This window comes from Microvirga sp. 2YAF29 (assembly GCF_052114605.1).
Lineage (GTDB): Bacteria > Pseudomonadota > Alphaproteobacteria > Rhizobiales > Beijerinckiaceae > Microvirga.
The window spans coordinates 264,174-283,900 of sequence record NZ_JBFRFB010000005.1; the positions used below are offsets into that span (position 1 = coordinate 264,174).

A 19,727-nucleotide genomic window follows, 5' to 3' on the forward strand; every position below is an offset into this window, starting at 1 on the left:
TGACCTCGATGGCTGTTAGCGCCAACAGGCTTGAGCTCTTGCAGATCGCCGATGCGGTCGCGCGTGAGAAGGTGATCGACAAGCAGATCGTGCTGGACGCCATGGCGGATGCCATCGCGAAGGCCGCACGCTCCCGCTACGGCGCCGAGACCGATATCCACGCCGAGATCAACCCGAAGACCGGCGAGCTGCGCCTCGCGCGCCACCTCCTCGTGGTCGATGACGACGCGATGGAGAACGATTCCCGCGAGATCACCCTCTCGGACGCCCGTTCGCGCCACAACCCGGCGGCTCAGGTCGGCGACGTGATCGCAGACACCCTGCCCCCCTTCGATTTCGGGCGCATCGCGGCGCAGTCGGCCAAGCAGGTGATCGTGCAGAAGGTGCGCGACGCCGAGCGTGACCGTCAGTACCAGGAATACAAGGACCGCATCGGCGAGGTCGTGAACGGCGCCGTGAAGCGCGTCGAATACGGCAACGTGATCGTCGATCTCGGCCGCGGCGAGGCGATCATCCGCCGCGACGAGCTGATCCCTCGCGAGACGTTCCGCCCCGGCGACCGCATCCGCGCCTATCTCTTCGACGTGCGCCGCGAGACCCGTGGCCCGCAGATCTTCCTGTCGCGCACGCATCCGCAGTTCATGTCGAAGCTCTTCGCCTCCGAAGTGCCGGAGATCTATGACGGCATCGTCACCGTGCAGGCCGTTGCCCGCGATCCGGGCTCCCGCGCCAAGATCGCCGTGATCTCGCGCGATTCCTCCATCGATCCCGTCGGCGCCTGCGTCGGCATGCGCGGCTCGCGCGTGCAGGCCGTCGTCGGCGAATTGCAGGGCGAAAAGATCGACATCATTCCGTGGTCCCCAGATCAGGCGACCTTCATCGTCAACGCGCTCCAGCCTGCCGAAGTGGTCAAGGTGGTGCTCGACGAGGAAGCCGACCGCATCGAGGTGGTGGTGCCCGACGACCAGCTCTCGCTCGCCATCGGCCGCCGTGGCCAGAACGTGCGTCTGGCCTCGCAGCTCACGGGCTGGGACATCGACATCCTCACCGAAGCCGAGGAATCAGAGCGCCGTCAGAAGGAATTCGCCGAGCGCACCGATCTGTTCATGAACGCTCTCGACGTGGACGAGGTGGTGGGCCAATTGCTCGCCTCCGAGGGTTTCCGTTCGGTCGAGGAAATCGCCTACGTGGATTCCGGCGAAGTCGCTTCCATCGAAGGCTTCGACGAGGACACCGCAGGCGAGATCCAGGAGCGTGCCCGCGAATACCTGGCCCGCATCGAGGCCGAGAACGAAGCCCGCCGTACGGAGCTGGGCGTCGAGGACGACCTGAAAGAGATCGATGGCGTCACCACGGCCATGCTCGTGGCCTTCGGCGAGAACGACATCAAAAATATCGAGGACCTTGCCGGCTGCGCCACCGACGATCTCGTCGGCTGGACGGAGGGCAAAGGCGCCGACGCGACCCGCTACAAGGGCGCCCTCGATGACTTCGAGGTGTCGCGTGCCGAGGCCGAATCCATGGTCATGGCCGCCCGCGTGAAGGCTGGCTGGATCGAAGCGCCGGAAGAAATGGTGGAAACCGAGGAATCGGCCGACGAGGCCGAGACCGAGGCTCAGCCTTCTTAACCGGACAATGGCAAAGCGAGGTCAGCACCCGTGCCGCGGCATGAACCGGAGCGCACCTGCATCATCACCCGCGAGGCTCAAAGCCCCGCGGAGCTGATCCGCTTTGTCCTCGGGCCCGACAGCCAAGTCGTTCCCGATCTGCGTCACAAGCTGCCGGGTCGCGGCGTTTGGGTCACCGCCCGCCGCGACATGGTGGAGCAGGCGGTCAAGCGCCGCCTTTTCTCCCGCGCCTTCAAGACCGAGGCCAAAACCTCGGAGACCCTGTCCGACGATATCGAGCGCGTCCTCCGCGACGACGTGAGGCAGGGCCTGGCGCTCGCCAACAAGGCGGGCAACGTGATTACTGGATTCCAGAAAGTCGAGGCCGCAATCACGGTTAAGCCCATCGTTGCCCTTATTCATGCCGTAGAGGCGGCCGAAGATGGGCGAAGAAAATTGGCAAACCCGTTGCGAAAACGCCTCGGTGAGGCAATATCTAGCTTTCCGGTCATCCAAGTATTGTCGATTGACGAATTGGATTTGGCATTAGGCCGGTCTCATGTGATACATGCTGCCCTCGTCGCGGGCGCTGGGAGCGACGGCTTTCTGAACCGCTGGCATCGCTACCGTACCTATTGCGGCATCGGCGCCGACCCATCTGGCCTCGGAAACGAGACCGGCGAACCCACGATTTTGAAACCCGCAGGAACTGAGGCGGAATGACTGATACCAAAAACCAGGGCGATAAGACTCTCCATGTGTCGTCCAAGACGCTGTCTCTGAAGCGCCCCGTCGAGCAAGGCACGGTGCGCCAAAGCTTCTCCCATGGCCGCTCGAAGGCGGTCGTGGTCGAGACGGTCAAGCGTCGCCCTGCCGTTGGCCCCACGGGGGCCAAGGATGAAAAGCCGGTGGCCCCCCAGGCTGCAGCTCCCGCTGCCGCGCCGAAGGCAGCTGCGCCGGCACCTGCTGCAAAACCCGCGGCGCCCGCACAAGGCGGACGCCCGCAACGCGGCGCCTCCTCTAATGCGCCCCGGTCGGGCGTGGTGCTGCAGACGCTCTCCGATCAGGAGCGCGATGCCCGCATGAACGCGCTGGCCGATTCCCGCCGTCGCGATGAGGAAGACCGCAAGCGCCAGGCTGAGGAAGTGGTCCGACGCGCCGAGCGCGAGGCCGCCGAAGCCAAGGACCGCGTCGCCGCCGAAGCCCGCAAGCAGGAAGAAGACGAGCGCCGCCGTCAGGAAGCCGAGCACAAGCGCCGCGCCGAAGAGGAAGCCCGCCGTCGCCTTGGCGATGAAGCGGCTCCCGCTCCCGCGCAAGCTCGCGATCGTGGCCCGGCCCCGCGCCAGGACGGTCCGCGCGAAGGTCGCCCCGGCGGCTTCCGCCAGGATGGTCCGCGTGGCGACGGTCCTCGCAGCGAAGGCCCGCGCTCGGGCGGCTTCCGCTCGGAAGGCGGTCCGCGCGGCGAAGGCCGCCCCGGCGGTTTCCGGTCCGATGGCCCACGTGAAGGCCGTCCCGCTGGTGGTTTCCGCTCTGAAGGCGGCCCGCGCGGTGAAGGCCGCCCCGGTGGCTTCCGGTCCGATGGTCCGCGTGAAGGCCGTCCCGGCGGCTTCAGCGGCCCGCGCAGCGGTGGCGGCACTACAGGTGGCCGTCCGCCGAGCTTGAACCATATGGCACGCCCCGCGGCCCCGGCTATTCCGGATCCGTCGACGGCTAAACCCAACACCCGCACCGCTGCTCCGGTCGCGACCCGTGGCCCCGCCGTCGAGATCGACGATGATGAGGCACCGCGCACGGTTCGTCGTCCCGGCACGCCTGCGAAGCCCGTTGCCGCTCCCAAGACGCCCAAGGCCGCTCCCGGTGAGGAGCGCCGCCGTGGCCGCCTGACGCTTGCAACGGCGACCTCGGGCGACGACGAGCGCACCCGCTCGCTCGCGGCCTTCCGCCGCCGCAACCAGCGTCTGATGGGCCACCGCCAGGTGGAGCAGAAGGAAAAGATCGCCCGCGAGGTGACGATTCCCGAGACGATCACCATCCAAGAGCTCGCCAACCGCATGTCGGAGCGCGCCGTGGACGTGATCAAGTTCCTGATGAAGCAGGGACAGATGCACAAGATCACCGACGTGATCGATGCCGATACCGCGCAGCTCGTCGCGGAAGAGCTCGGACACACGGTGAAGCGCGTCGCGGAATCGGACGTCGAGGAAGGCCTGTTCGACACGCCGGATATGGATGACAACCTGTCGTCCCGTCCGCCGGTGGTCACCATCATGGGCCACGTCGATCACGGCAAGACCTCGCTGCTCGATGCGATCCGCAAGACCAACGTGGTTTCCGGCGAAGCCGGCGGCATCACGCAGCATATCGGCGCCTATCAGGTGACCTCGCCGCTCGGCGGCAAGATCACCTTCATCGACACCCCCGGCCACGCCGCCTTCACCGCCATGCGCGCCCGCGGCGCCAAGGTGACGGATATCGTCGTGCTCGTGGTGGCCGCCGATGACGGCGTCATGCCGCAGACCATCGAGGCGATCAACCACGCCCAGGCAGCCGGCGTGCCGCTGATCGTGGCGATCAACAAGGTGGACAAGCCCGACGCGAACCCGCAGCGGGTACGCACCGAGCTGCTCCAGCACTCGATCGTCGTGGAATCCTTAGGCGGCGAGACCCTCGAATTCGAGGTCTCCGCCAAGACCGGCCAGGGCCTCGAAACCCTGCTCGAAGGTCTCCAGCTCCAGTCGGAAATCCTGGACCTCAAGGCGAACCCCGAGCGTTCGGCCGAAGGTACCGTCATCGAAGCCAAGCTCGATCGCGGCCGTGGTCCGGTGGCCACGGTTCTCGTCCAGCGCGGCACGCTGCGCACCGGCGACATCGTGGTGGCAGGCGCCGAATGGGGCCGCGTGCGCGCCCTGATCAACGATCTCGGCGCCAACACGAAGGAAGCCGGTCCCTCGGTTCCGGTCGAGGTGCTTGGCTTCAACGGCACGCCGGAAGCGGGCGACCGCGTCGCGGTGGTCGAATCCGAAGCCCGTGCCCGCGAGGTCACCGAGTACCGCACCCGCCAGAAGCGCGAACGCGCCGCTGCCCGCATGGGCTCGGCCGGCCGCACCCTGGTCGACATGATGCGCGACTTGAAGGCCGGAGCCGGCCGCAAGGAGTTCCCGCTCGTCATCCGTGCCGACGTGCAGGGTTCGGCGGAAGCCATTACCGGCGCTCTCGAGAAGGTCGGCAACGAGGAAGTCGGCGCCCGCATCATCCAGACCGGCGTCGGCGGTATCTCCGAATCCGATGTCACGCTGGCTGAAGCCTCCGGCGCCATCATCCTCGGCTTCAACGTGCGCGCCCACAAGGAAGCACGCGAATCCGCCGAGCGTGCCGGCATCGAGATCCGCTACTACAACATCATCTACGACCTCGTGGATGACGTGAAGGCGGCGATGTCCGGACTGCTGGCTCCGACCCTGCGCGAAGAGCGCCTGGGCGAAGCGCAGATCCTTGAGGTGTTCAACGTGTCCAAGGTCGGCAAGATCGCAGGCTGCCGCGTCCTCGACGGCGTGGTCCAGCGCGGCGCTCACGTCCGCCTCATCCGCGACAACGTGGTCATCCATGAAGGCAAGCTGGCTCAGCTCAAGCGCTTCAAGGACGATGCCCGCGAGGTCACCTCCGGTCAGGAATGCGGTATGTCCTTCGAGAACTACCAGGACATGCGCGCAGGCGATCTGATCGAGTGCTACCGCGTCGAGGAAGTGAAGCGGACGCTCTAAGCATCGAACCCAAAAGTGGACACCACTTTTGGGCTCCATTTGATGCTTAGCTTTAAAAGCAGAGCATCGTTCGGACCGGAAAACCGGAATCCACTTTTCCGTACGATGCTCTGGCCGCCTCACGCCTGATCGATCCTCAGGCCTGAAACATTCATCATCGTGGCCGGGTTATTCCCGGCCACGATTTTTTTGAAGGATCCGGTCCGATCCCGGAGAAATGACAATGGCAAAACGTTTCGAACAAACCACCGGCCCCTCGCAGCGACAGCAGCGCGTGGCTGAAATCATCCGTCACGCTCTCGCCGAGGTGCTCTCGCGCGGCGATTTGCAGGACGACGTGCTGACCAAGAACGTCATCACAATCCCCGAAGTGCGCATGTCGCCGGATCTCAAGCTCGCCACCGCCTATGTCATGCCGCTCGGCGGCAAGGACGAGGATGCGGTGATCAAGGCGCTGGAGAAGAACAAGAAGCACCTGCGCCAGGAAGTCGCCCGCCGCGTGAACCTGAAATTCGCGCCCGACCTGCGCTTCCGCCGCGACGAGAGCTTCGACGAGGCCGCGCGAATCGATGCGCTGCTACGCTCGGAGCGCGTGGCGCGCGACACCGGTAAACCCGAAGCCGACGATGAGGACGAGCAGGACGCCTGAGCGAAGGATCGTCCACCGTGTCTGACGCATTCGAAAAAGCCGCGCAGGGCATCATCGATGTCCGGTTCACGCCATCGCCAGCGGATATGAAGGTTCTGGCGCGGCATGTTCCGGATCGTCCCTATCTCGTCATCGTCACCGTCCTGTCCCGCATCGGCGCCTTCGCGGTCATGGCTGGTCTGGCTGGGCTCGTTCTTTGGAATCTCGATGCACTCCAGGCGAGCTTTCCGGAAAAGGCCACTCTCACGATTGGAGGCGGTCTTGCAGGGCTCATGGCTTTTCGCATGTTGTTCGAAAAGGGATGGCGGCGCAGCATCCGCAAATCCCTTTTCCATCCCGCGCAGAGTTTGCACGTCACCAGCGATGGACATGCTCTCACCATCACAGACGAGCATGTCAGAACCCGCATCGCGTTTGCAGGCATCGAGCGAATGGCCAGGCTGGAAGCCCATCTGATCTTCTACAGAAAGCGCGATGCGCTTCTCGCTTTGCCCAAAGCGGCCTTCGCGCAACCAGAAGCCTTCGACGCTTTCGCCTCTTTTATGCAGAGCCGCATGGCCGCCGATAACTTCCAACAAACAATTTCAGAGAAAACCGCATGACCGACGCCCCTCAGAACGAGCGCCCTCCCCGCCGCCCTCAAGGTGACCGCCCGAAGAAGCGCGACGTGAATGGCTGGATCATCCTCGACAAAGGCGTCGGCATGACGTCGACGCACGCGGTCGCCGTGGTCAAGCGCGGGCTCTCGGCCAAGAAGGCGGGCCATGCGGGCACGCTCGATCCCCTCGCCTCCGGCATCCTGCCGATTGCGCTGGGCGAAGCCACCAAGACCGTGCCGTTCATCATGGACGGCCGGAAATCCTACGTGTTCACCGTCGCCTGGGGCGCGGAGACCAATACGGACGACACCGAGGGCGATATCGTCGAGCAGACGGACAAGCTGCCGGAGCCGTCCGAGATCGAGGCGCTGCTGCCGCGCTTCACCGGCTCTATCCAGCAGGTGCCGCCGCGTTTCTCAGCCATCAAGATCCAGGGCGAGCGCGCCTACGATCTCGCCCGCGGAGGCGAAGTAGTGGAGCTGCAGGCACGGACCGTCGAAATCGACCGTCTCACCTTAGTACACCACGATGGCAACCGCTCTATCATCGAAGCCGATTGCGGCAAGGGCACCTATGTGCGCGCCATCGCCCGCGATCTCGGCCGCGCGCTCGGCTGCCTCGGCCATATCGCGGCGCTCCGGCGCACGCGCGTCGGCCCCTTCACGGAGCATGATGCGGTAACGGTGGACGATCTCGCCACCAACGCCGCCGCCCTGCGCCCGGTGGAAACCGCTCTCGACGAAATCTCGTCCGTTGCGGTGAGCCGCGACATGGCCACCCGCCTCATGCGCGGCCAGTCGATCATCCTGCGCGGCCGTGATGCGCCGATCTCCGGCAAGGCCTATGCCACCTGCAACGGCGTGCTGGTGGCCGTCGGCGACGTGGAGCGCGGCGAACTGGTGCCGCATCGGGTGTTCAACCTCGGGGCTTAAAACATGTCATCCCGGATCGGCTTCGCCGTCCGGGATGACACCCTCCGCGATAGGCTCCGATTACCCTCCTCGCAGCCAAGCCATCCCATTGCCCCGCTTGGCAAAAATGATTTTTCTGGCACTTTGCCGCAATTGGTGTATGGTGCGCCCGCTTTGAGGGCCATGAGCCCTTGAGGACGTCACGGATATGAAGACCGCGCTGGACGACATCCCGGCCCGGCCTTTCCCGGACGAATCCGACCTTCAGGTCTTAAAGGCCAAGGTCTCACTGAACAGCAAACCTGAAAGGATATGCGATGTCGATTACTGCTGAGCGCAAAACTGCGCTTGTGAAGGAATTCGCCCAGAAGACTGGCGATACCGGCTCCCCCGAGGTGCAGGTCGCGATCCTCACCGAGCGGATCAACAACCTGACCGGTCACTTCAAGACTCACGCCAAGGACAACCACTCCCGTCGTGGCCTCCTGAAGCTCGTGTCGTCGCGTCGTTCGCTTCTCGACTACCTGAAGAAGAAGGACGAGAGCCGCTACCGCACGCTGATCGAGAAGCTCGGCATTCGCCGCTAGGCTTTTTGCGAGAACTTCCGTCCGGAGCACGGCTCCGGACGGTCTTCCGGGCCGGACCTTCAAGGATCGTGCCCCGGATCTTCCGAACGGATCGGGCGACCGGCCCGAAAGGTTCGCTCCGGCGCTGGCGAGACAACAACATGTCCCGGCGCCCTTTTCGAGGAGACGGACGACGCGATGACCATGGCAGGATCGCAAGAGGCTTGGAAAGGCGGCATGTTCCGCCCAACGAGCCTCTTGCCGTCTTGCTCATGGCATCGAGCCCCCGCTCCTGCTGTCATGAAAGACGAAACATGTTCGATACACAACGCGAAGAACTGATCTGGGGTGGGCGCAAGCTCACGCTCGAAACCGGCCGCATGGCCCGCCAGGCCGATGGCGCCGTGATCGCCACCTATGGTGAGACCACCGTGCTCGCCACCGTCGTTTCGGCCAAGGAGCCGAAGCCCGGCTTCGACTTCTTCCCGCTCACGGTGAACTACCAGGAGCGCGCCTACGCCGCCGGTCGTATTCCGGGCGGCTACTTCAAGCGCGAAGGCCGTCCGAGTGAGAAGGAGACGCTGGTCTCCCGCCTCATCGACCGCCCGATCCGCCCCCTCTTCGTCGAAGGCTACAAGAACGACACGCAGGTCGTGGTGACCGTGCTCTCGCACGATCTCGAGAACGATCCCGACATCGTCGGCATGGTCGCTGCCTCGGCTGCGCTGACCCTCTCCGGCGTGCCCTTCATGGGCCCCGTGGGCGCTGCCCGCGTCGGCTATATCGGCGGCCAGTACAAGCTGAACCCGCCGCTGCAGGAAATGGAAGAGACGGTTCTTGACCTCGTGGTCGCCGGCACCGCCGACGCCGTGCTGATGGTCGAGTCGGAAGCCAAGGAACTGCCGGAAGACGTGATGCTCGGCGCCGTGATGTTCGGCCACAAGCACTTCCAGCCGGTGATCGAGGCCATCATCCGCCTCGCCGAGAAGGCCGCCAAGGAGCCGCGCGACTATAAGCCGGCCGATGTCTCCGACGTGGAGAAGGCCGTTCTGGAAATCGCCGAGACGGACCTGCGCGAAGCCTACAAGATCACCAAGAAGCAGGACCGCTACACCGCCGTCGACGCCGTGAAGGCGAAGGTGTTCGAAGCGCTCTGCCCCGCTGAAGGCGAAGCCAAGTTCGAGCCCGAGAAGGTTAAGGCCGTCTTCAAGGACGCCCAGGCCAAGGTCGTGCGCTGGAACATTCTCGACACCGGCTCCCGCATCGATGGCCGCGATCTCAAGACCGTGCGCTCGATCGTGTCCGAAGTCGGCGTTCTGCCCCGCACCCACGGCTCGGCCGTGTTCACCCGCGGCGAAACGCAGGCCCTCGTGGTGGCCACCCTCGGCACCGGCGAGGACGAGCAGTACATCGACCAGCTCGAAGGCACCCGCAAGGAAACCTTCCTGCTGCACTACAACTTCCCGCCCTATTCCGTCGGTGAGACGGGCCGCATGGGCTCGCCTGGCCGCCGCGAAATCGGCCACGGCAAGCTCGCTTGGCGCGCCATCCACCCGATGCTGCCGGCAACCCATGACTTCCCCTATACGATCCGCGTCGTGTCGGAGATCACCGAGTCGAACGGCTCCTCCTCCATGGCCTCCGTCTGCGGCGCTTCGCTGGCGCTGATGGATGCGGGCGTTCCGCTTCGCCGTCCGGTCGCCGGCATCGCCATGGGCCTCATCCTCGAGGGTGAGCGCTATGCGGTCCTGTCCGACATTCTCGGCGACGAGGATCACCTCGGCGACATGGACTTCAAGGTGGCCGGTACCGACCAGGGCATCACCTCGCTCCAGATGGACATCAAGATCGCCGGTATCACCGAAGAGATCATGCGTGTCGCTCTCGAGCAGGCCAAGGGCGGCCGCGCCTACATTCTCGACGAGATGAACAAGGCGCTCACCGCTCCGCGCGCCGAACTCGGCGAGCATGCTCCGCGCATCGAGACCATGCAGATCCCGGTCGACAAGATCCGCGAAGTCATCGGTTCGGGCGGCAAGGTCATCCGCGAGATCGTGGAGAAAACCGGCGCGAAGATCGACATCAACGACGACGGTCTCATCAAGATCGCCTCCGCCGACGGCAAGTCGATCAAGGCCGCCTATAACTGGATCCGCTCCATCGTCGCCGAGCCCGAGATCAACGTGATCTATGAAGGTACGGTCGTGAAGGTGATGGAGTTCGGCGCCTTCGTGAACTTCTTCGGTTCCCGCGACGGCCTCGTGCACATCTCGGAGCTCGCCAAGAACCGCGTCGCCAAGGTGACGGACGTCGTCAAGGAAGGCGACAAGGTCAAGGTGAAGTTCCTCGGCATGGACGATCGCGGCAAGGTTCGCCTTTCCATGAAGGTCGTGAACCAGGAAACCGGCGAAGACATCACCGAGCAGCTCAAGGCCGAGCGCGAACAGCAGAAAGCTGCGGGCGAGTAACTGCGTTAGCCTGATTAAGAATAGTGAAGGCGCGGTTTCGGCCGCGCCTTTTTTATTTATCCAAGAGCAATCTCACTTCAGCGGAAGACAGATATCCGTCCGCAGCTCTGTCGGCGGCGTGTCGCGCGGGTTATTGAGATACTCCTCGAAGACCGGCGCATCGGCGGCATCGCGCCCGGAAGCGGGAAGCCATTGGCCGTAAAGCCAATCGTAAGCCGCACGCATATCGCCGTACGGGCCCTTATATTTCAGCACGGCATAGTCACCGCCGCGTATCCGCGTTGTCAGAAGCGGTGCGTCAGCATTCAACGGATCACTGATCGTAACACCGGCTTGAGATTTCAACTCGGACTCCGGCACGTGCGTGGGATCATCAAGATACACGCCGATCATGCGCAGATCCGGTCTGATGAGATTGCGGGCCGCCAGCGTCGTGAACAACAGGTCGAAGCTCTTGCCGATGCTCATATACGAGCCGCGATGATCGACGGCGATCAAGGTCATGGCAGGAACTTGGGTCACGGCAACGTCATACATGGCTTGGACATCTTGTGCGGTTGGAGATTTGAAGACCGAGTGAGCACCGACCTCGCGATATTTCGCAGGCGGCAATCCAAAGGCGGCGCTGAAGGCACGGGTGAAGGAGGCCTGGCTGTCGTATTGGGCGCGGGCCGCGATTTGCGGAATCGGCTTGTTCGTGTGGGCAAGCTCTGCGGCTGCTCGCTGCAGTCTCAGGCGTTTGGCGGTTGCTGCGACCGTTTCTCCAAAGGAGGCCTGATAAATCCGATGCCAGTGATAAGGAGACAGACAGGCAATCTCGGCAAGAACATCGAGATTGAGGTCATCGTCCAGATGATCGTGGATATAGGATGAAACACGCGTAAGGCGGTTCGCGTAACTCTCTGAAACAGGCTTCATTGTCCGCACCCGATAGGCTTGATTGCCTAATCTTAAACGGAAGCCTTTTGATAAATCCTGCTATTCTTATCGCAACCCATCCACCTCCGGAATAATCCAGCTGTCCAGCGGCGCCGCCCTGCCCCGGATCATCACCGTCTGGCGCTCGTGTTGCGAGAGGTCGAGGCCGGCGCGGGTGGCGAGGTGTTCGGAGATCACCAGTTCAACGTCGAGCTCCTTGGCGAGGCCCTCCAGGCGGCTTGCGGCGTTGATGGTGTCGCCCACGGCGGTGAGGCTTGTGGCCTGGCCGTAGCCCATTTCGCCGACGATTGCCGGGCCTGCGTGGAGGCTCATGGCGATCTTGAGCGGGTGTTCGAATTCGGTTGAATAATCGGCGTTGAGGTCGGCAAGGCCGGCATGGATGCGGCAGGCGGCGTCCACGGCCTGGCGCGCCGCTTCCTCTGGCGAGGCCTTGAGGCCGAAGAGGGCGAGCACGCCGTCCCCGACGAATTTGTCGATATAGCCACCCGCATCCTCGACAGACTCACCCACCACCTCGAAATAGCGGTTGAGGATGAACACGGTGTCGAAGGGCAGGCGGCGCTCGGCGAGGCTCGTGAAGCCGCGCAGGTCGCAGAACAGGACTGCGATCTCCCGCTCCTGCCCCTGCGCCCGCCCGGCGCTCACCAGAGGCGTCAGGCCGTTGCGACCGGCGGAGAGGATCGGCACCACGGAGGCGTCGTGGGTGGGCCTGAACTGGCAGGCGAGACGCACATGCGGCCCGGCCTTGATTCGGTTGAGGGTTGCCTGTTCCTGCGGGGAGGGCGGCGGCTCCTTGTGATGCCCGTCGATCACTCGCACCCGGCAGGTGGAGCAGCGGCCCCTGCCACCGCACACTGAGATGTGCGGAATGCCCGCGATGCGGCTTGCCTCCAGCACGGTGAAGCCGATGGGCACGGTGGCCGTCTGATTGTTGGGATAGGAGATCCGCACCCGCCGCTTGAAAAGCAGGCCGCTCCGAATGGCGCGGGCAAGCAGCGTCGCACCGATAAGGCCCGTGAAGGCGGCATAGAGGCCTACATCCGCATAGGCCAGCAATACGGAACCTGATTCAGGGCGCCCCTCAACGGGAAACCTTTCAGGCATCGCGGCAATCTCGCGCCCGGCTTCCGCGAAACCCAGCAAGGCCAGAACGGGCAAGAGGATCGCCGCCGTGTAAAGGGCGAGGGCAGGGCGCGGAAACCAGGGTTTTGGGCGCAGCCAGAAATAAATGCCCAGGCACCCATGAAGCCAGGCGATGACCAACGCGATGGCTTGGCGCAGCCCGATCATGGGCCGGTTGATCCAGAGATTGCGCACGACCTCCGGGTAATCCGCCTCCCACCCGGTAATGCTCCATTCCACCCGGGTGCCGACCACATGGGAGATGATGAGGAAGGGCAGGACGAGACCAAGAATCAGCTGCGCCGCCTCGCGCGCGGGCATGCGCAGGGTCCGCCGCCGGTAGAGGGCATAAAGCGCCAGCAGGAAATGCAGCAGGATCGACCCGTAGAGGAGGGTGGTGCCGACCGGGTTTCGCCAGAGGCGGTTGAACCAGTGGCGGCCCGCCTCCATCGCTTCGATGGAGACGAGCCCGAGGGCGTGGTTGCTGAAATGGGTAAGCAGGAAAAGCCCGAGCACGAGGCCCGAAGCCAGACGAATCTCCCGCCATGGAATCGCTGTGCGGCCAAGATGGCCTGCCCCTGTTCCGCCCTGCTCCCGCATCGGCCTCTTTCGCGTCGCACCGCTGTCAGGAAGCTATATGGCTCGGGGACGAGTCAAATCACTATCCCTGGAACGGTGCGGTTCAGGCCTTGCGCTCAGAGAGCGTGAACCAGCCGATGCCGAGGATGACGAGGGCAGCCCCCACCCAATCCATGCCGGTCACCGCATCGCCAAGGATCGCCATGGCGAGAATGATGGTGACGACCGGGCTCAGCATGCCGATTGTTGCATTGGCCTGGGCGGTGATCTGCTTGAGCGCTGCGCTTAAGAAAAACGACGGCAGCACGGTCGCGCCGAAGGCGAGGGCGAGCCCCAGGCCCCACAGGCTCGGCGAGACGAAGATCGCCTGGACGGGATGGGTGATGAGGAATTGCAAGATCACGGCAACGCCCGCCGAACCCATGGCGATGCAGGTGAAAAGCTGCGGCCCGACTCGCATGATCAGGGGCTTCGCGAAAAGCTGGTAGAGCGCGAAGGTTACGGCGGCGGTCAGCACATAGAGCGCGCCGGTCACGGTGCTCATGCCGGAGGCGGAGAGGTTTTGTGCAAAGAGAAGGGCGAGGCCCGCATAGCTCACCGCGAAGGCCACGAGCGCCTTGGGCCGAATGGGCTGGCAGAAGAAAGCCGCGCCGAACAGAACCACGAAAAGTGGATAGGTGAACAGGATCAGCCGTTCGTAATGGGCGGAGATATATTCGAGCCCCTTGAAGTCGAGATAGCTCGAAATCCAGTAGCCCAGGACACCGACGGCGATCATGCGCAGCCAGAGCTGCCGGTCCGGCAGTTCCTCGCCGCTTTGCTTCATGGTCCTGAAGGCATGAATGCCGATGACCAGGTAGAAGGGCAGGGCGAGGATCATGCGCAGCGCCAAGGTCGTTTCCGCGTCGAGGCCCTGCGCATAGGCGAGCTTGATCAGGATGCCCTTGGTGGCGAACAGCGTGGCCCCGGCCGCCGCCATGACATAGCCCATATAAGGGCGCTTGGCGGCTGCGGTCGTGGTCTCGACGGATGAGGCGGTCATGGCGGGCGATCCTTGTCTCGACAGCCATTTCACACCCCTTTCCATGGCACAAGGTTGCAAGGCGCATCCCACCATTGCGGCGAGGGGCGGACGGGGTTATGCCGTATCGTCTCTAATCCTTGGGAGAGGCCTTCATGCCGGCCACGATATCCAGCCTCGCTGAGCTCGAAGCGCTGTACGACCAGCCTGCCGAGGCCTCTCTCCTCAAGGAGATGGACCGCGTCATTCCCGAATACCGCGCACTGATCGAGGCGGCGCCCTTCGCGTCCCTGGCCACGCGCGGTCCGGAAGGGCTCGATTGCTCACCGCGCGGCGATGCGCCGGGCTTCGTGCGCGTGCAGGACGAGAAGACCCTGCTGCTGCCGGACCGGCGCGGCAACAACCGCCTCGATTCCCTGCGCAACATCGTGCGCGATCCGCAGGTGGCCCTGCTGTTCCTAATTCCCGGCATTGGCGAGACCCTGCGCGTGAACGGACGGGCCGTGATCAGCGTGGAGCCTGCCCTCCTCGAAAGTTTCGCGGTGGACGGCAAGGCGCCGAAATCCGTCATCGCGATCACGGTCGATGCAGTCTATTTCCAATGCGCCCGCGCCATCCTGCGCTCAGAGCTGTGGAACTCGCAGAAGCATGTGGCGCGAAGCACGCTTCCCAGCGCCGGGCAGATCCTTGCCGCCGTCACTGCCAACCGGTTTGACGGCGAGACCTACGACAAGGGTCTGCCGGAGCGGCAGAAGACGACGCTCTACTGAAGCGCAGTTATTATGACTTCGGCTGTTTTTCGAGTGCCTGGGCCGCCTGCAGATGGTTGTGCAGAGCAGGCAAGGTCTCTTTGGCATAGGCTGCCGCAGGGTCGTTCTGCTGCTTGGCTTCCTTCTCGTATTCCGCGATATCCTTCCTGTGATCAGTGACCGATTCCTTGATGAATTCGCGGTCGAAGGCGGCGCCTGAAAGCTTTGACAGCTTCTGGTAGGTTTCCTTCTGCTGCTTGCTGGGTTCAGTCGGCGGCGTCACGCTGAGCGAACTTGCCGCATTCATGGCCTTCTGGTTGGCCGCGGAATGATCGGTCTCGAGCTGGCGGCCGAAATTCTTCACACCGTCGCTGCCGCCTTTCTGCTGCGCGAGCTGACCCACGGCAACTTCCGCGAGGTTTCCTTCGATGGCCTTCTTGATAAAGGCCTGGTTCGGCTGATCCTTGGCCATGGCGCAAGGTGCACCTGTGACGGCAGCGGCTAAGGTCAGGCTTAAGATGAGTGTCTTGGACATGATGCACCTCGTCCGAGCAGGTCGTTTTCGGGTACACATTACTGAATAGCGGTGAACGGCTAGGCGATGGCGCGGTTCCATGGCTGTTGAAGAGCCTTAAGGATCGAAGGAAGGCAGTCTCATGGGCCTTTACGATGCGTCCTCAAACGGCCACAAGAACAGCCGCACCGATTGGAAGGAGACCATCATGACCATTCAACGCATCAAGGCAGGACCGCGCATGAGCGGTGCCGTCGTTCACGGCAACACTGTCTATCTCTCGGGCCAGGTCGCGAATCAAACCGCCGGCCAGAGCGTCGCCGAGCAGACGAAGGAAATTCTCTCGATCATCGACAGCCTGCTAGTTGAAGCAGGGACCGACAAGTCGAAGATCCTGATGACCAATATCTGGCTTACCGACATGAGCACGTTCCAGGAAATGAACGCCGTGTGGGATGCCTGGGTCTCCGTCGGCAATACGCCTGCCCGCGCGACCGTCGAGGCCAAGCTCGCAGCGCCTCAGTTCAAGGTCGAAATCGCCGTCATCGCGGCCAAATAAGAAAAGGGCCCCGAAGGGCCCTTTAACTTCCAGTGCCTTTATGGGCAGGAGCGGCGGACGCCGTCATAGCCCATATAGGTGCCGGAGGCCGGATCGTACGAGCGGAAGCGCTGCGCGCAATAAGCCGTGGCACTGCCGCCGTAAGCCGGAGCGGCCTGGGCCTGAGAATTGGCGATGGCGCCGCCGATGATGGCGCCGGTGGCGAGGCCGATAGCGCCCGCTGCGGCAGCCGAACCGTAATCACGGCGGTAGTAACGACGCTCCACATAACGCGGGCCGCCGCGATAATAGCCGCGATTCACGTGACGCGGGCCACCGCGATAATAACGGCGGTATTGAACGTAATCGGATTTCACTTCGCCGGCCTGAACGGCGGCGACGAGGTTGCTCAGCCGTGTGGTCTGCTGCGCAGGAGCAGCGGAAGCGGGAGCCGAGAGAGCAAGGCCGCCGAGAGCGGCGGTTGCGGCAAGAGCCAGAAACGTCTTACGCATGGGGTAACTCCTCCAGGGGATTCAAGCGTGTGAGGCGAACGCCTCACACCGGAAGACGTTCCGTTCTGCGGCTTTTTTGACTATTTGCTTTCACGCAAACGCGGGGCACCGGGCGAAACTGCGGCACGTTTGACAGCGCCGATCTTCGCGTCCTTCTCCAGCATCCGCAGCTGGCCTGTGGGGCACAGGTCGAGCACGGCACAGCGCTGGCAGGCCGGATTGCTGAAGAAGCAGCAGCGTTGGCCGTGCAGCATCATCACCTCGTGATGATCGTAAACCTGTTGCGCATCCCAATCCGGCGGTAAAAGTGCCGCCAGGGTCACATGCGACGGACCGACCGCGAGCGAGCGCGGAATGAGCCCCGTGCGCTGCGCCACCCTGTGATGGTGGCTGTCCACCGGCAGGGCCGCCTTGCGCAAAGTCGAAAAGGAGAGAACCGCCGCACTCGTTTTGGGGCCGATACCAGGAATGCTCTCAAGCCAGGCGCGTGCTTCCTGCACCGGCATGCCGTCGAGAAAATCGAGCGACAGCGATCCGTGCCGCTCCTGAACGACGCGCAGAACGAGTTGCAGGCGAGGGGCCTTCTGCTCGGGCCAGGTCACGCCCTGGATCGTGTCCTCAATCTCCTCGGTCGGCGCATCCATCAGCGCGGCCCAATCCCCGTAACGCGCCCGCAGCGCCTTGAAAGCACGCCCGGAATCCGCATTGCGCGTACGATGAGAGAGAAGCGAGGAGAGAAGTTCGCTTAAGGGATCGAGCCGATGGAAATAGGGAATCGGACAATCGTAGACCGCGCAGAGACGCTCATGAATGACGAGCGCCTTGTCCTTCAACTGCTGCAGGTCCGGATTCATGGACACTCAAGTCGGATGCCGACTCGGTGGTTCCCTTCGCTGACTCAAATCACACTGCCCTCATCCTGAAAGGATACTCGTTAAGCGCCGTTCTGTTCCCTCCCCCTTGCGGGGAGGGCCAGGGTGGGGTGGTGCGACCGGGTGAGCGATCAAACCCGTCCATACTGACGTCATCACCGGCCTTGTGCCGGTGATCCCGGTGCATTGAAACGCCGCGCCTTTCCAATCGGGATGGCCGGCACAAGGCCGGCCATGACATTGTAGGACTGTTGTGCTGTCTGGATGGCGCGAAACACTATGACTTTACGACCCCAATCTTACCCCTCCCCGCAAGGGAGAGGGGAACACGTCCGGCTATCCAAGCGTGTGCACTTACAGAATAAACCGGCTCAGGTCCGTATTCTTCGCCAGGCTCTCCACCTCGCCGCGCACATAAGCCGCGTCGATAGTCACCGTCTCGCCGGAGCGGTCGGGCGCCGTGAAGGACACGTCGTCGAGCACGCGTTCCAACACCGTCTGCAAGCGGCGTGCGCCGATATTCTCGACCGTGTTGTTCACCTCGACCGCCACCTGCGCCAGCGCATCGATGGCATCGTCGGAAAACACAAGCTCCACGCCTTCCGTTTTCATCAACGCGACGGATTGCTTGATGAGGCTCGCTTCCGTCTCGGTGAGGATGCGGCGGAAATCCTCGACGGTGAGCGGTGAGAGTTCGACGCGGATCGGCAAGCGTCCCTGCAATTCCGGCAGCAGGTCCGACGGCTTCGATACATGGAACGCGCCGGATGCGATGAAGAGGATATGGTCCGTCTTCACCGGCCCGTATTTCGTGGACACGGTGGTGCCTTCGATCAGCGGCAGAAGATCGCGCTGCACACCTTCGCGCGATACGTCGGCGCCGGAACGGCCTTCGCGACCGGCGATCTTGTCTATCTCATCGAGGAAGACGATGCCGTTGTTCTCCACCTGGCGGAGCGCCTCCTGCACGATGGCGTCCTGATCGATCATCTTGTCGGCTTCTTCCGTCACCAGGGGCTCATAGGCTTCCTGCACCGTGGTGCGGCGCGTCTTGCGCTGGCCGCCGAAAGCCTTGCCGAACATGTCTGAGAGATTGATTGCGCCCATCGATGCGCCCGGCATGCCGGGGATCTCGAACATAGGCATGCCGCCACCGCCAGATTGCTGCAGCTCGATCTCGATTTCCTTGTCGTCGAGTTCGTTGGCGCGCAATTTCTTGCGGAAGGAATCACGCGTGGCGACGCTGGCTGTGGAGCCGACGAGTGCATCGAGCACGCGCTCTTCCGCCGCGATATGCGCCTTCGCCTGAACCTGCTTGCGGCGCTCCTCCTTCACGAGGCCGATACCGATCTCCACGAGGTCGCGCACGATCTGCTCCACGTCGCGGCCGACATAGCCCACTTCCGTGAATTTCGTCGCCTCGATCTTGATGAACGGCGCGCCGGCGAGCTTGGCGAGACGACGGGAAATCTCCGTCTTGCCGCAGCCGGTGGGGCCGATCATCAGAATGTTTTTCGGCGCCACCTCTTCACGTAAGCTACCTTCGAGCTGCTGCCTGCGCCAGCGATTGCGCAGGGCAATGGCGACGGCGCGCTTCGCGTCGTTCTGGCCGACGATGTAGCGGTCGAGTTCGGAAACGATTTCGCGGGGGGAGAAGGTGGTCATTCGGTGTCCAAAGTCTCAATGACGATATTCGAGTTCGTATAAACGCAGATATCGGCGGCGATGTTGAGTGAACGGCGTACGATGGCCTCCGCATCCATGTCGGAATCCGCCAGCGCGCGTGCGGCGGCGAGCGCGTAATTGCCGCCCGAACCGATGGCCATGATTCCGTTTTCCGGCTCCAGCACATCGCCGGCACCGGAGAGCAGCAGACCCACCTCCTTGTCGGCAACCAGCATCATCGCTTCGAGACGGCGGAGATATCGGTCCGTACGCCAATCCTTCGTCAGTTCGACGCAGGCGCGGGTGAGCTGGCCGGGATATTGCTCGAGCTTCGCCTCCAGACGCTCGAAGAGCGTGAAGGCATCCGCCGTGGAACCGGCAAAGCCGCCGATCACGCCGCTCTTGGCGAGACGGCGCACCTTTCGCGCATTGCCCTTCACCACCGTCTGGCCGAGGCTGACCTGGCCGTCGCCGCCGATGACGACGCGGTCGCCTTTGCGGACCATGAGGATCGTGGTGGCATGCATGCGGGGGGTGTTGTCTTCGGACAAGGGGGCGAACTCCGGCGCGCAGGAACGTGAGGCGGCTAAAGCCGCTCGCCCCTGACTTAATCACTCGGCCACCGAAAGCAACGCGGTGCTTCATTGTGTTCTGC

18 protein-coding genes are annotated in these 19,727 nt (G+C 63.4%); 10 read left to right on the plus strand and 8 right to left on the minus strand.

All coding sequences use genetic code 11. The features are described 5' to 3' along the window. Window positions 1-8 precede the first annotated feature (8 nt). The 8 genes from nusA (at window position 9) to pnp (ending at window position 10,561) form a co-directional block, all read left to right on the plus strand. Window positions 9-1,628: a transcription termination factor NusA gene (gene nusA / locus AB4Y85_RS09250; protein ID WP_441984582.1), complete on the plus strand. Its 1,620-nt coding sequence runs from the start codon at window positions 9-11 to the stop codon at window positions 1,626-1,628. A 30-nt stretch (window positions 1,629-1,658) separates the two neighbouring features. Then, window positions 1,659-2,330, plus strand: a complete 672-nt coding sequence (locus tag AB4Y85_RS09255) for an RNA-binding protein (RefSeq protein ID WP_441984583.1) — start codon at window positions 1,659-1,661, stop codon at window positions 2,328-2,330. Then, window positions 2,327-5,368: a translation initiation factor IF-2 gene (gene infB / locus AB4Y85_RS09260; RefSeq protein WP_441984584.1), complete on the plus strand. Its 3,042-nt coding sequence runs from the start codon at window positions 2,327-2,329 to the stop codon at window positions 5,366-5,368. Before AB4Y85_RS09255 ends, infB begins: the two co-directional genes overlap by 4 nt. 223 nt (window positions 5,369-5,591) lie before the next feature. Beyond that, window positions 5,592-6,017, plus strand: coding sequence for a 30S ribosome-binding factor RbfA (gene rbfA, locus AB4Y85_RS09265; RefSeq protein ID WP_441984585.1), 426 nt, complete (start codon window positions 5,592-5,594; stop codon window positions 6,015-6,017). A gap of 17 nt (window positions 6,018-6,034) precedes the next feature. After that, complete coding sequence (locus tag AB4Y85_RS09270; protein ID WP_441984586.1) at window positions 6,035-6,619, plus strand: YcxB family protein; 585 nt, start codon at window positions 6,035-6,037, stop codon at window positions 6,617-6,619. Next, a complete protein-coding gene (truB, locus tag AB4Y85_RS09275; RefSeq protein WP_441984587.1) occupies window positions 6,616-7,548 on the plus strand; it encodes a tRNA pseudouridine(55) synthase TruB in 933 nt (310 codons plus the stop codon). The genes AB4Y85_RS09270 and truB overlap by 4 nt, the downstream gene beginning before the upstream one ends. Window positions 7,549-7,844: 296 nt before the next feature. After that, window positions 7,845-8,114: a 30S ribosomal protein S15 gene (gene rpsO / locus AB4Y85_RS09280; RefSeq protein ID WP_441984588.1), complete on the plus strand. Its 270-nt coding sequence runs from the start codon at window positions 7,845-7,847 to the stop codon at window positions 8,112-8,114. A gap of 293 nt (window positions 8,115-8,407) precedes the next feature. Then, entirely contained in the window at window positions 8,408-10,561 is a 2,154-nt protein-coding gene (gene pnp / locus AB4Y85_RS09285) for a polyribonucleotide nucleotidyltransferase (RefSeq protein ID WP_441984589.1), read from the plus strand. Between the two features lie 72 nt (window positions 10,562-10,633). Here pnp and AB4Y85_RS09290 read toward each other — a convergent pair whose 3' ends face one another. From AB4Y85_RS09290 to AB4Y85_RS09300, 3 genes are all read right to left on the minus strand, one after another. Beyond that, window positions 10,634-11,479, minus strand: a complete 846-nt coding sequence (locus AB4Y85_RS09290) for an AraC family transcriptional regulator (RefSeq protein ID WP_441984590.1) — start codon at window positions 11,477-11,479, stop codon at window positions 10,634-10,636. Window positions 11,480-11,545: 66 nt separating this feature from the next. After that, complete coding sequence (locus AB4Y85_RS09295; RefSeq protein ID WP_441984591.1) at window positions 11,546-13,222, minus strand: adenylate/guanylate cyclase domain-containing protein; 1,677 nt, start codon at window positions 13,220-13,222, stop codon at window positions 11,546-11,548. Window positions 13,223-13,304: 82 nt separating this feature from the next. Beyond that, window positions 13,305-14,243: a DMT family transporter gene (locus AB4Y85_RS09300; protein ID WP_441984592.1), complete on the minus strand. Its 939-nt coding sequence runs from the start codon at window positions 14,241-14,243 to the stop codon at window positions 13,305-13,307. A 134-nt stretch (window positions 14,244-14,377) separates the two neighbouring features. Here AB4Y85_RS09300 and AB4Y85_RS09305 point away from each other — a divergent pair, with 134 nt between their 5' ends. Further along, window positions 14,378-14,992 carry a pyridoxamine 5'-phosphate oxidase family protein gene (locus AB4Y85_RS09305; RefSeq protein ID WP_441984593.1) on the plus strand — a complete coding sequence of 205 codons (615 nt, stop codon included), beginning with the start codon at window positions 14,378-14,380 and terminating at the stop codon, window positions 14,990-14,992. A gap of 10 nt (window positions 14,993-15,002) precedes the next feature. Here the strand turns inward: AB4Y85_RS09305 and AB4Y85_RS09310 are convergent, their stop codons facing one another. Beyond that, window positions 15,003-15,506: a DUF4142 domain-containing protein gene (locus AB4Y85_RS09310; protein ID WP_441984594.1), complete on the minus strand. Its 504-nt coding sequence runs from the start codon at window positions 15,504-15,506 to the stop codon at window positions 15,003-15,005. A 187-nt stretch (window positions 15,507-15,693) separates the two neighbouring features. Between AB4Y85_RS09310 and AB4Y85_RS09315 the strand changes: the two genes are divergently transcribed. After that, window positions 15,694-16,044, plus strand: a complete 351-nt coding sequence (locus AB4Y85_RS09315; protein ID WP_441984595.1) for a RidA family protein — start codon at window positions 15,694-15,696, stop codon at window positions 16,042-16,044. Window positions 16,045-16,082: 38 nt separating this feature from the next. Here the strand turns inward: AB4Y85_RS09315 and AB4Y85_RS09320 are convergent, their stop codons facing one another. From AB4Y85_RS09320 to hslV, 4 genes are all read right to left on the minus strand, one after another. After that, on the minus strand, window positions 16,083-16,535 hold the full coding sequence (locus AB4Y85_RS09320; RefSeq protein ID WP_441984596.1) for a BA14K family protein: 453 nt from the start codon (window positions 16,533-16,535) through the stop codon (window positions 16,083-16,085). 80 nt (window positions 16,536-16,615) lie between these two features. Then, on the minus strand, window positions 16,616-17,389 hold the full coding sequence (locus AB4Y85_RS09325) for an endonuclease III domain-containing protein (RefSeq protein ID WP_441984597.1): 774 nt from the start codon (window positions 17,387-17,389) through the stop codon (window positions 16,616-16,618). Between the two features lie 372 nt (window positions 17,390-17,761). Next, window positions 17,762-19,072, minus strand: coding sequence for an ATP-dependent protease ATPase subunit HslU (gene hslU / locus AB4Y85_RS09330; protein WP_441984598.1), 1,311 nt, complete (start codon window positions 19,070-19,072; stop codon window positions 17,762-17,764). After that, a complete protein-coding gene (gene hslV, locus AB4Y85_RS09335) occupies window positions 19,069-19,599 on the minus strand; it encodes an ATP-dependent protease subunit HslV (RefSeq protein WP_441984662.1) in 531 nt (176 codons plus the stop codon). Before hslV ends, hslU begins: the two co-directional genes overlap by 4 nt. Window positions 19,600-19,727: the final 128 nt, after the last annotated feature.

Coding starts and splice junctions, on each gene's coding strand:
- AB4Y85_RS09315 (WP_441984595.1), top strand. CDS start 15,694: ATGACCATTCAACGCATCAAGGCAGGACCGCGCATGAGCGGTGCCGTC.
- hslU (WP_441984598.1), bottom strand. CDS start 19,072: ATGACCACCTTCTCCCCCCGCGAAATCGTTTCCGAACTCGACCGCTAC.
- rpsO (WP_441984588.1), top strand. CDS start 7,845: ATGTCGATTACTGCTGAGCGCAAAACTGCGCTTGTGAAGGAATTCGCC.
- infB (WP_441984584.1), top strand. CDS start 2,327: ATGACTGATACCAAAAACCAGGGCGATAAGACTCTCCATGTGTCGTCC.
- AB4Y85_RS09295 (WP_441984591.1), bottom strand. CDS start 13,222: ATGCGGGAGCAGGGCGGAACAGGGGCAGGCCATCTTGGCCGCACAGCG.
- hslV (WP_441984662.1), bottom strand. CDS start 19,599: ATGCATGCCACCACGATCCTCATGGTCCGCAAAGGCGACCGCGTCGTC.
- AB4Y85_RS09310 (WP_441984594.1), bottom strand. CDS start 15,506: ATGTCCAAGACACTCATCTTAAGCCTGACCTTAGCCGCTGCCGTCACA.
- pnp (WP_441984589.1), top strand. CDS start 8,408: ATGTTCGATACACAACGCGAAGAACTGATCTGGGGTGGGCGCAAGCTC.
- nusA (WP_441984582.1), top strand. CDS start 9: ATGGCTGTTAGCGCCAACAGGCTTGAGCTCTTGCAGATCGCCGATGCG.
- AB4Y85_RS09305 (WP_441984593.1), top strand. CDS start 14,378: ATGCCGGCCACGATATCCAGCCTCGCTGAGCTCGAAGCGCTGTACGAC.
- AB4Y85_RS09290 (WP_441984590.1), bottom strand. CDS start 11,479: ATGAAGCCTGTTTCAGAGAGTTACGCGAACCGCCTTACGCGTGTTTCA.
- truB (WP_441984587.1), top strand. CDS start 6,616: ATGACCGACGCCCCTCAGAACGAGCGCCCTCCCCGCCGCCCTCAAGGT.
- AB4Y85_RS09300 (WP_441984592.1), bottom strand. CDS start 14,243: ATGACCGCCTCATCCGTCGAGACCACGACCGCAGCCGCCAAGCGCCCT.
- AB4Y85_RS09325 (WP_441984597.1), bottom strand. CDS start 17,389: ATGAATCCGGACCTGCAGCAGTTGAAGGACAAGGCGCTCGTCATTCAT.
- rbfA (WP_441984585.1), top strand. CDS start 5,592: ATGGCAAAACGTTTCGAACAAACCACCGGCCCCTCGCAGCGACAGCAG.
- AB4Y85_RS09320 (WP_441984596.1), bottom strand. CDS start 16,535: ATGCGTAAGACGTTTCTGGCTCTTGCCGCAACCGCCGCTCTCGGCGGC.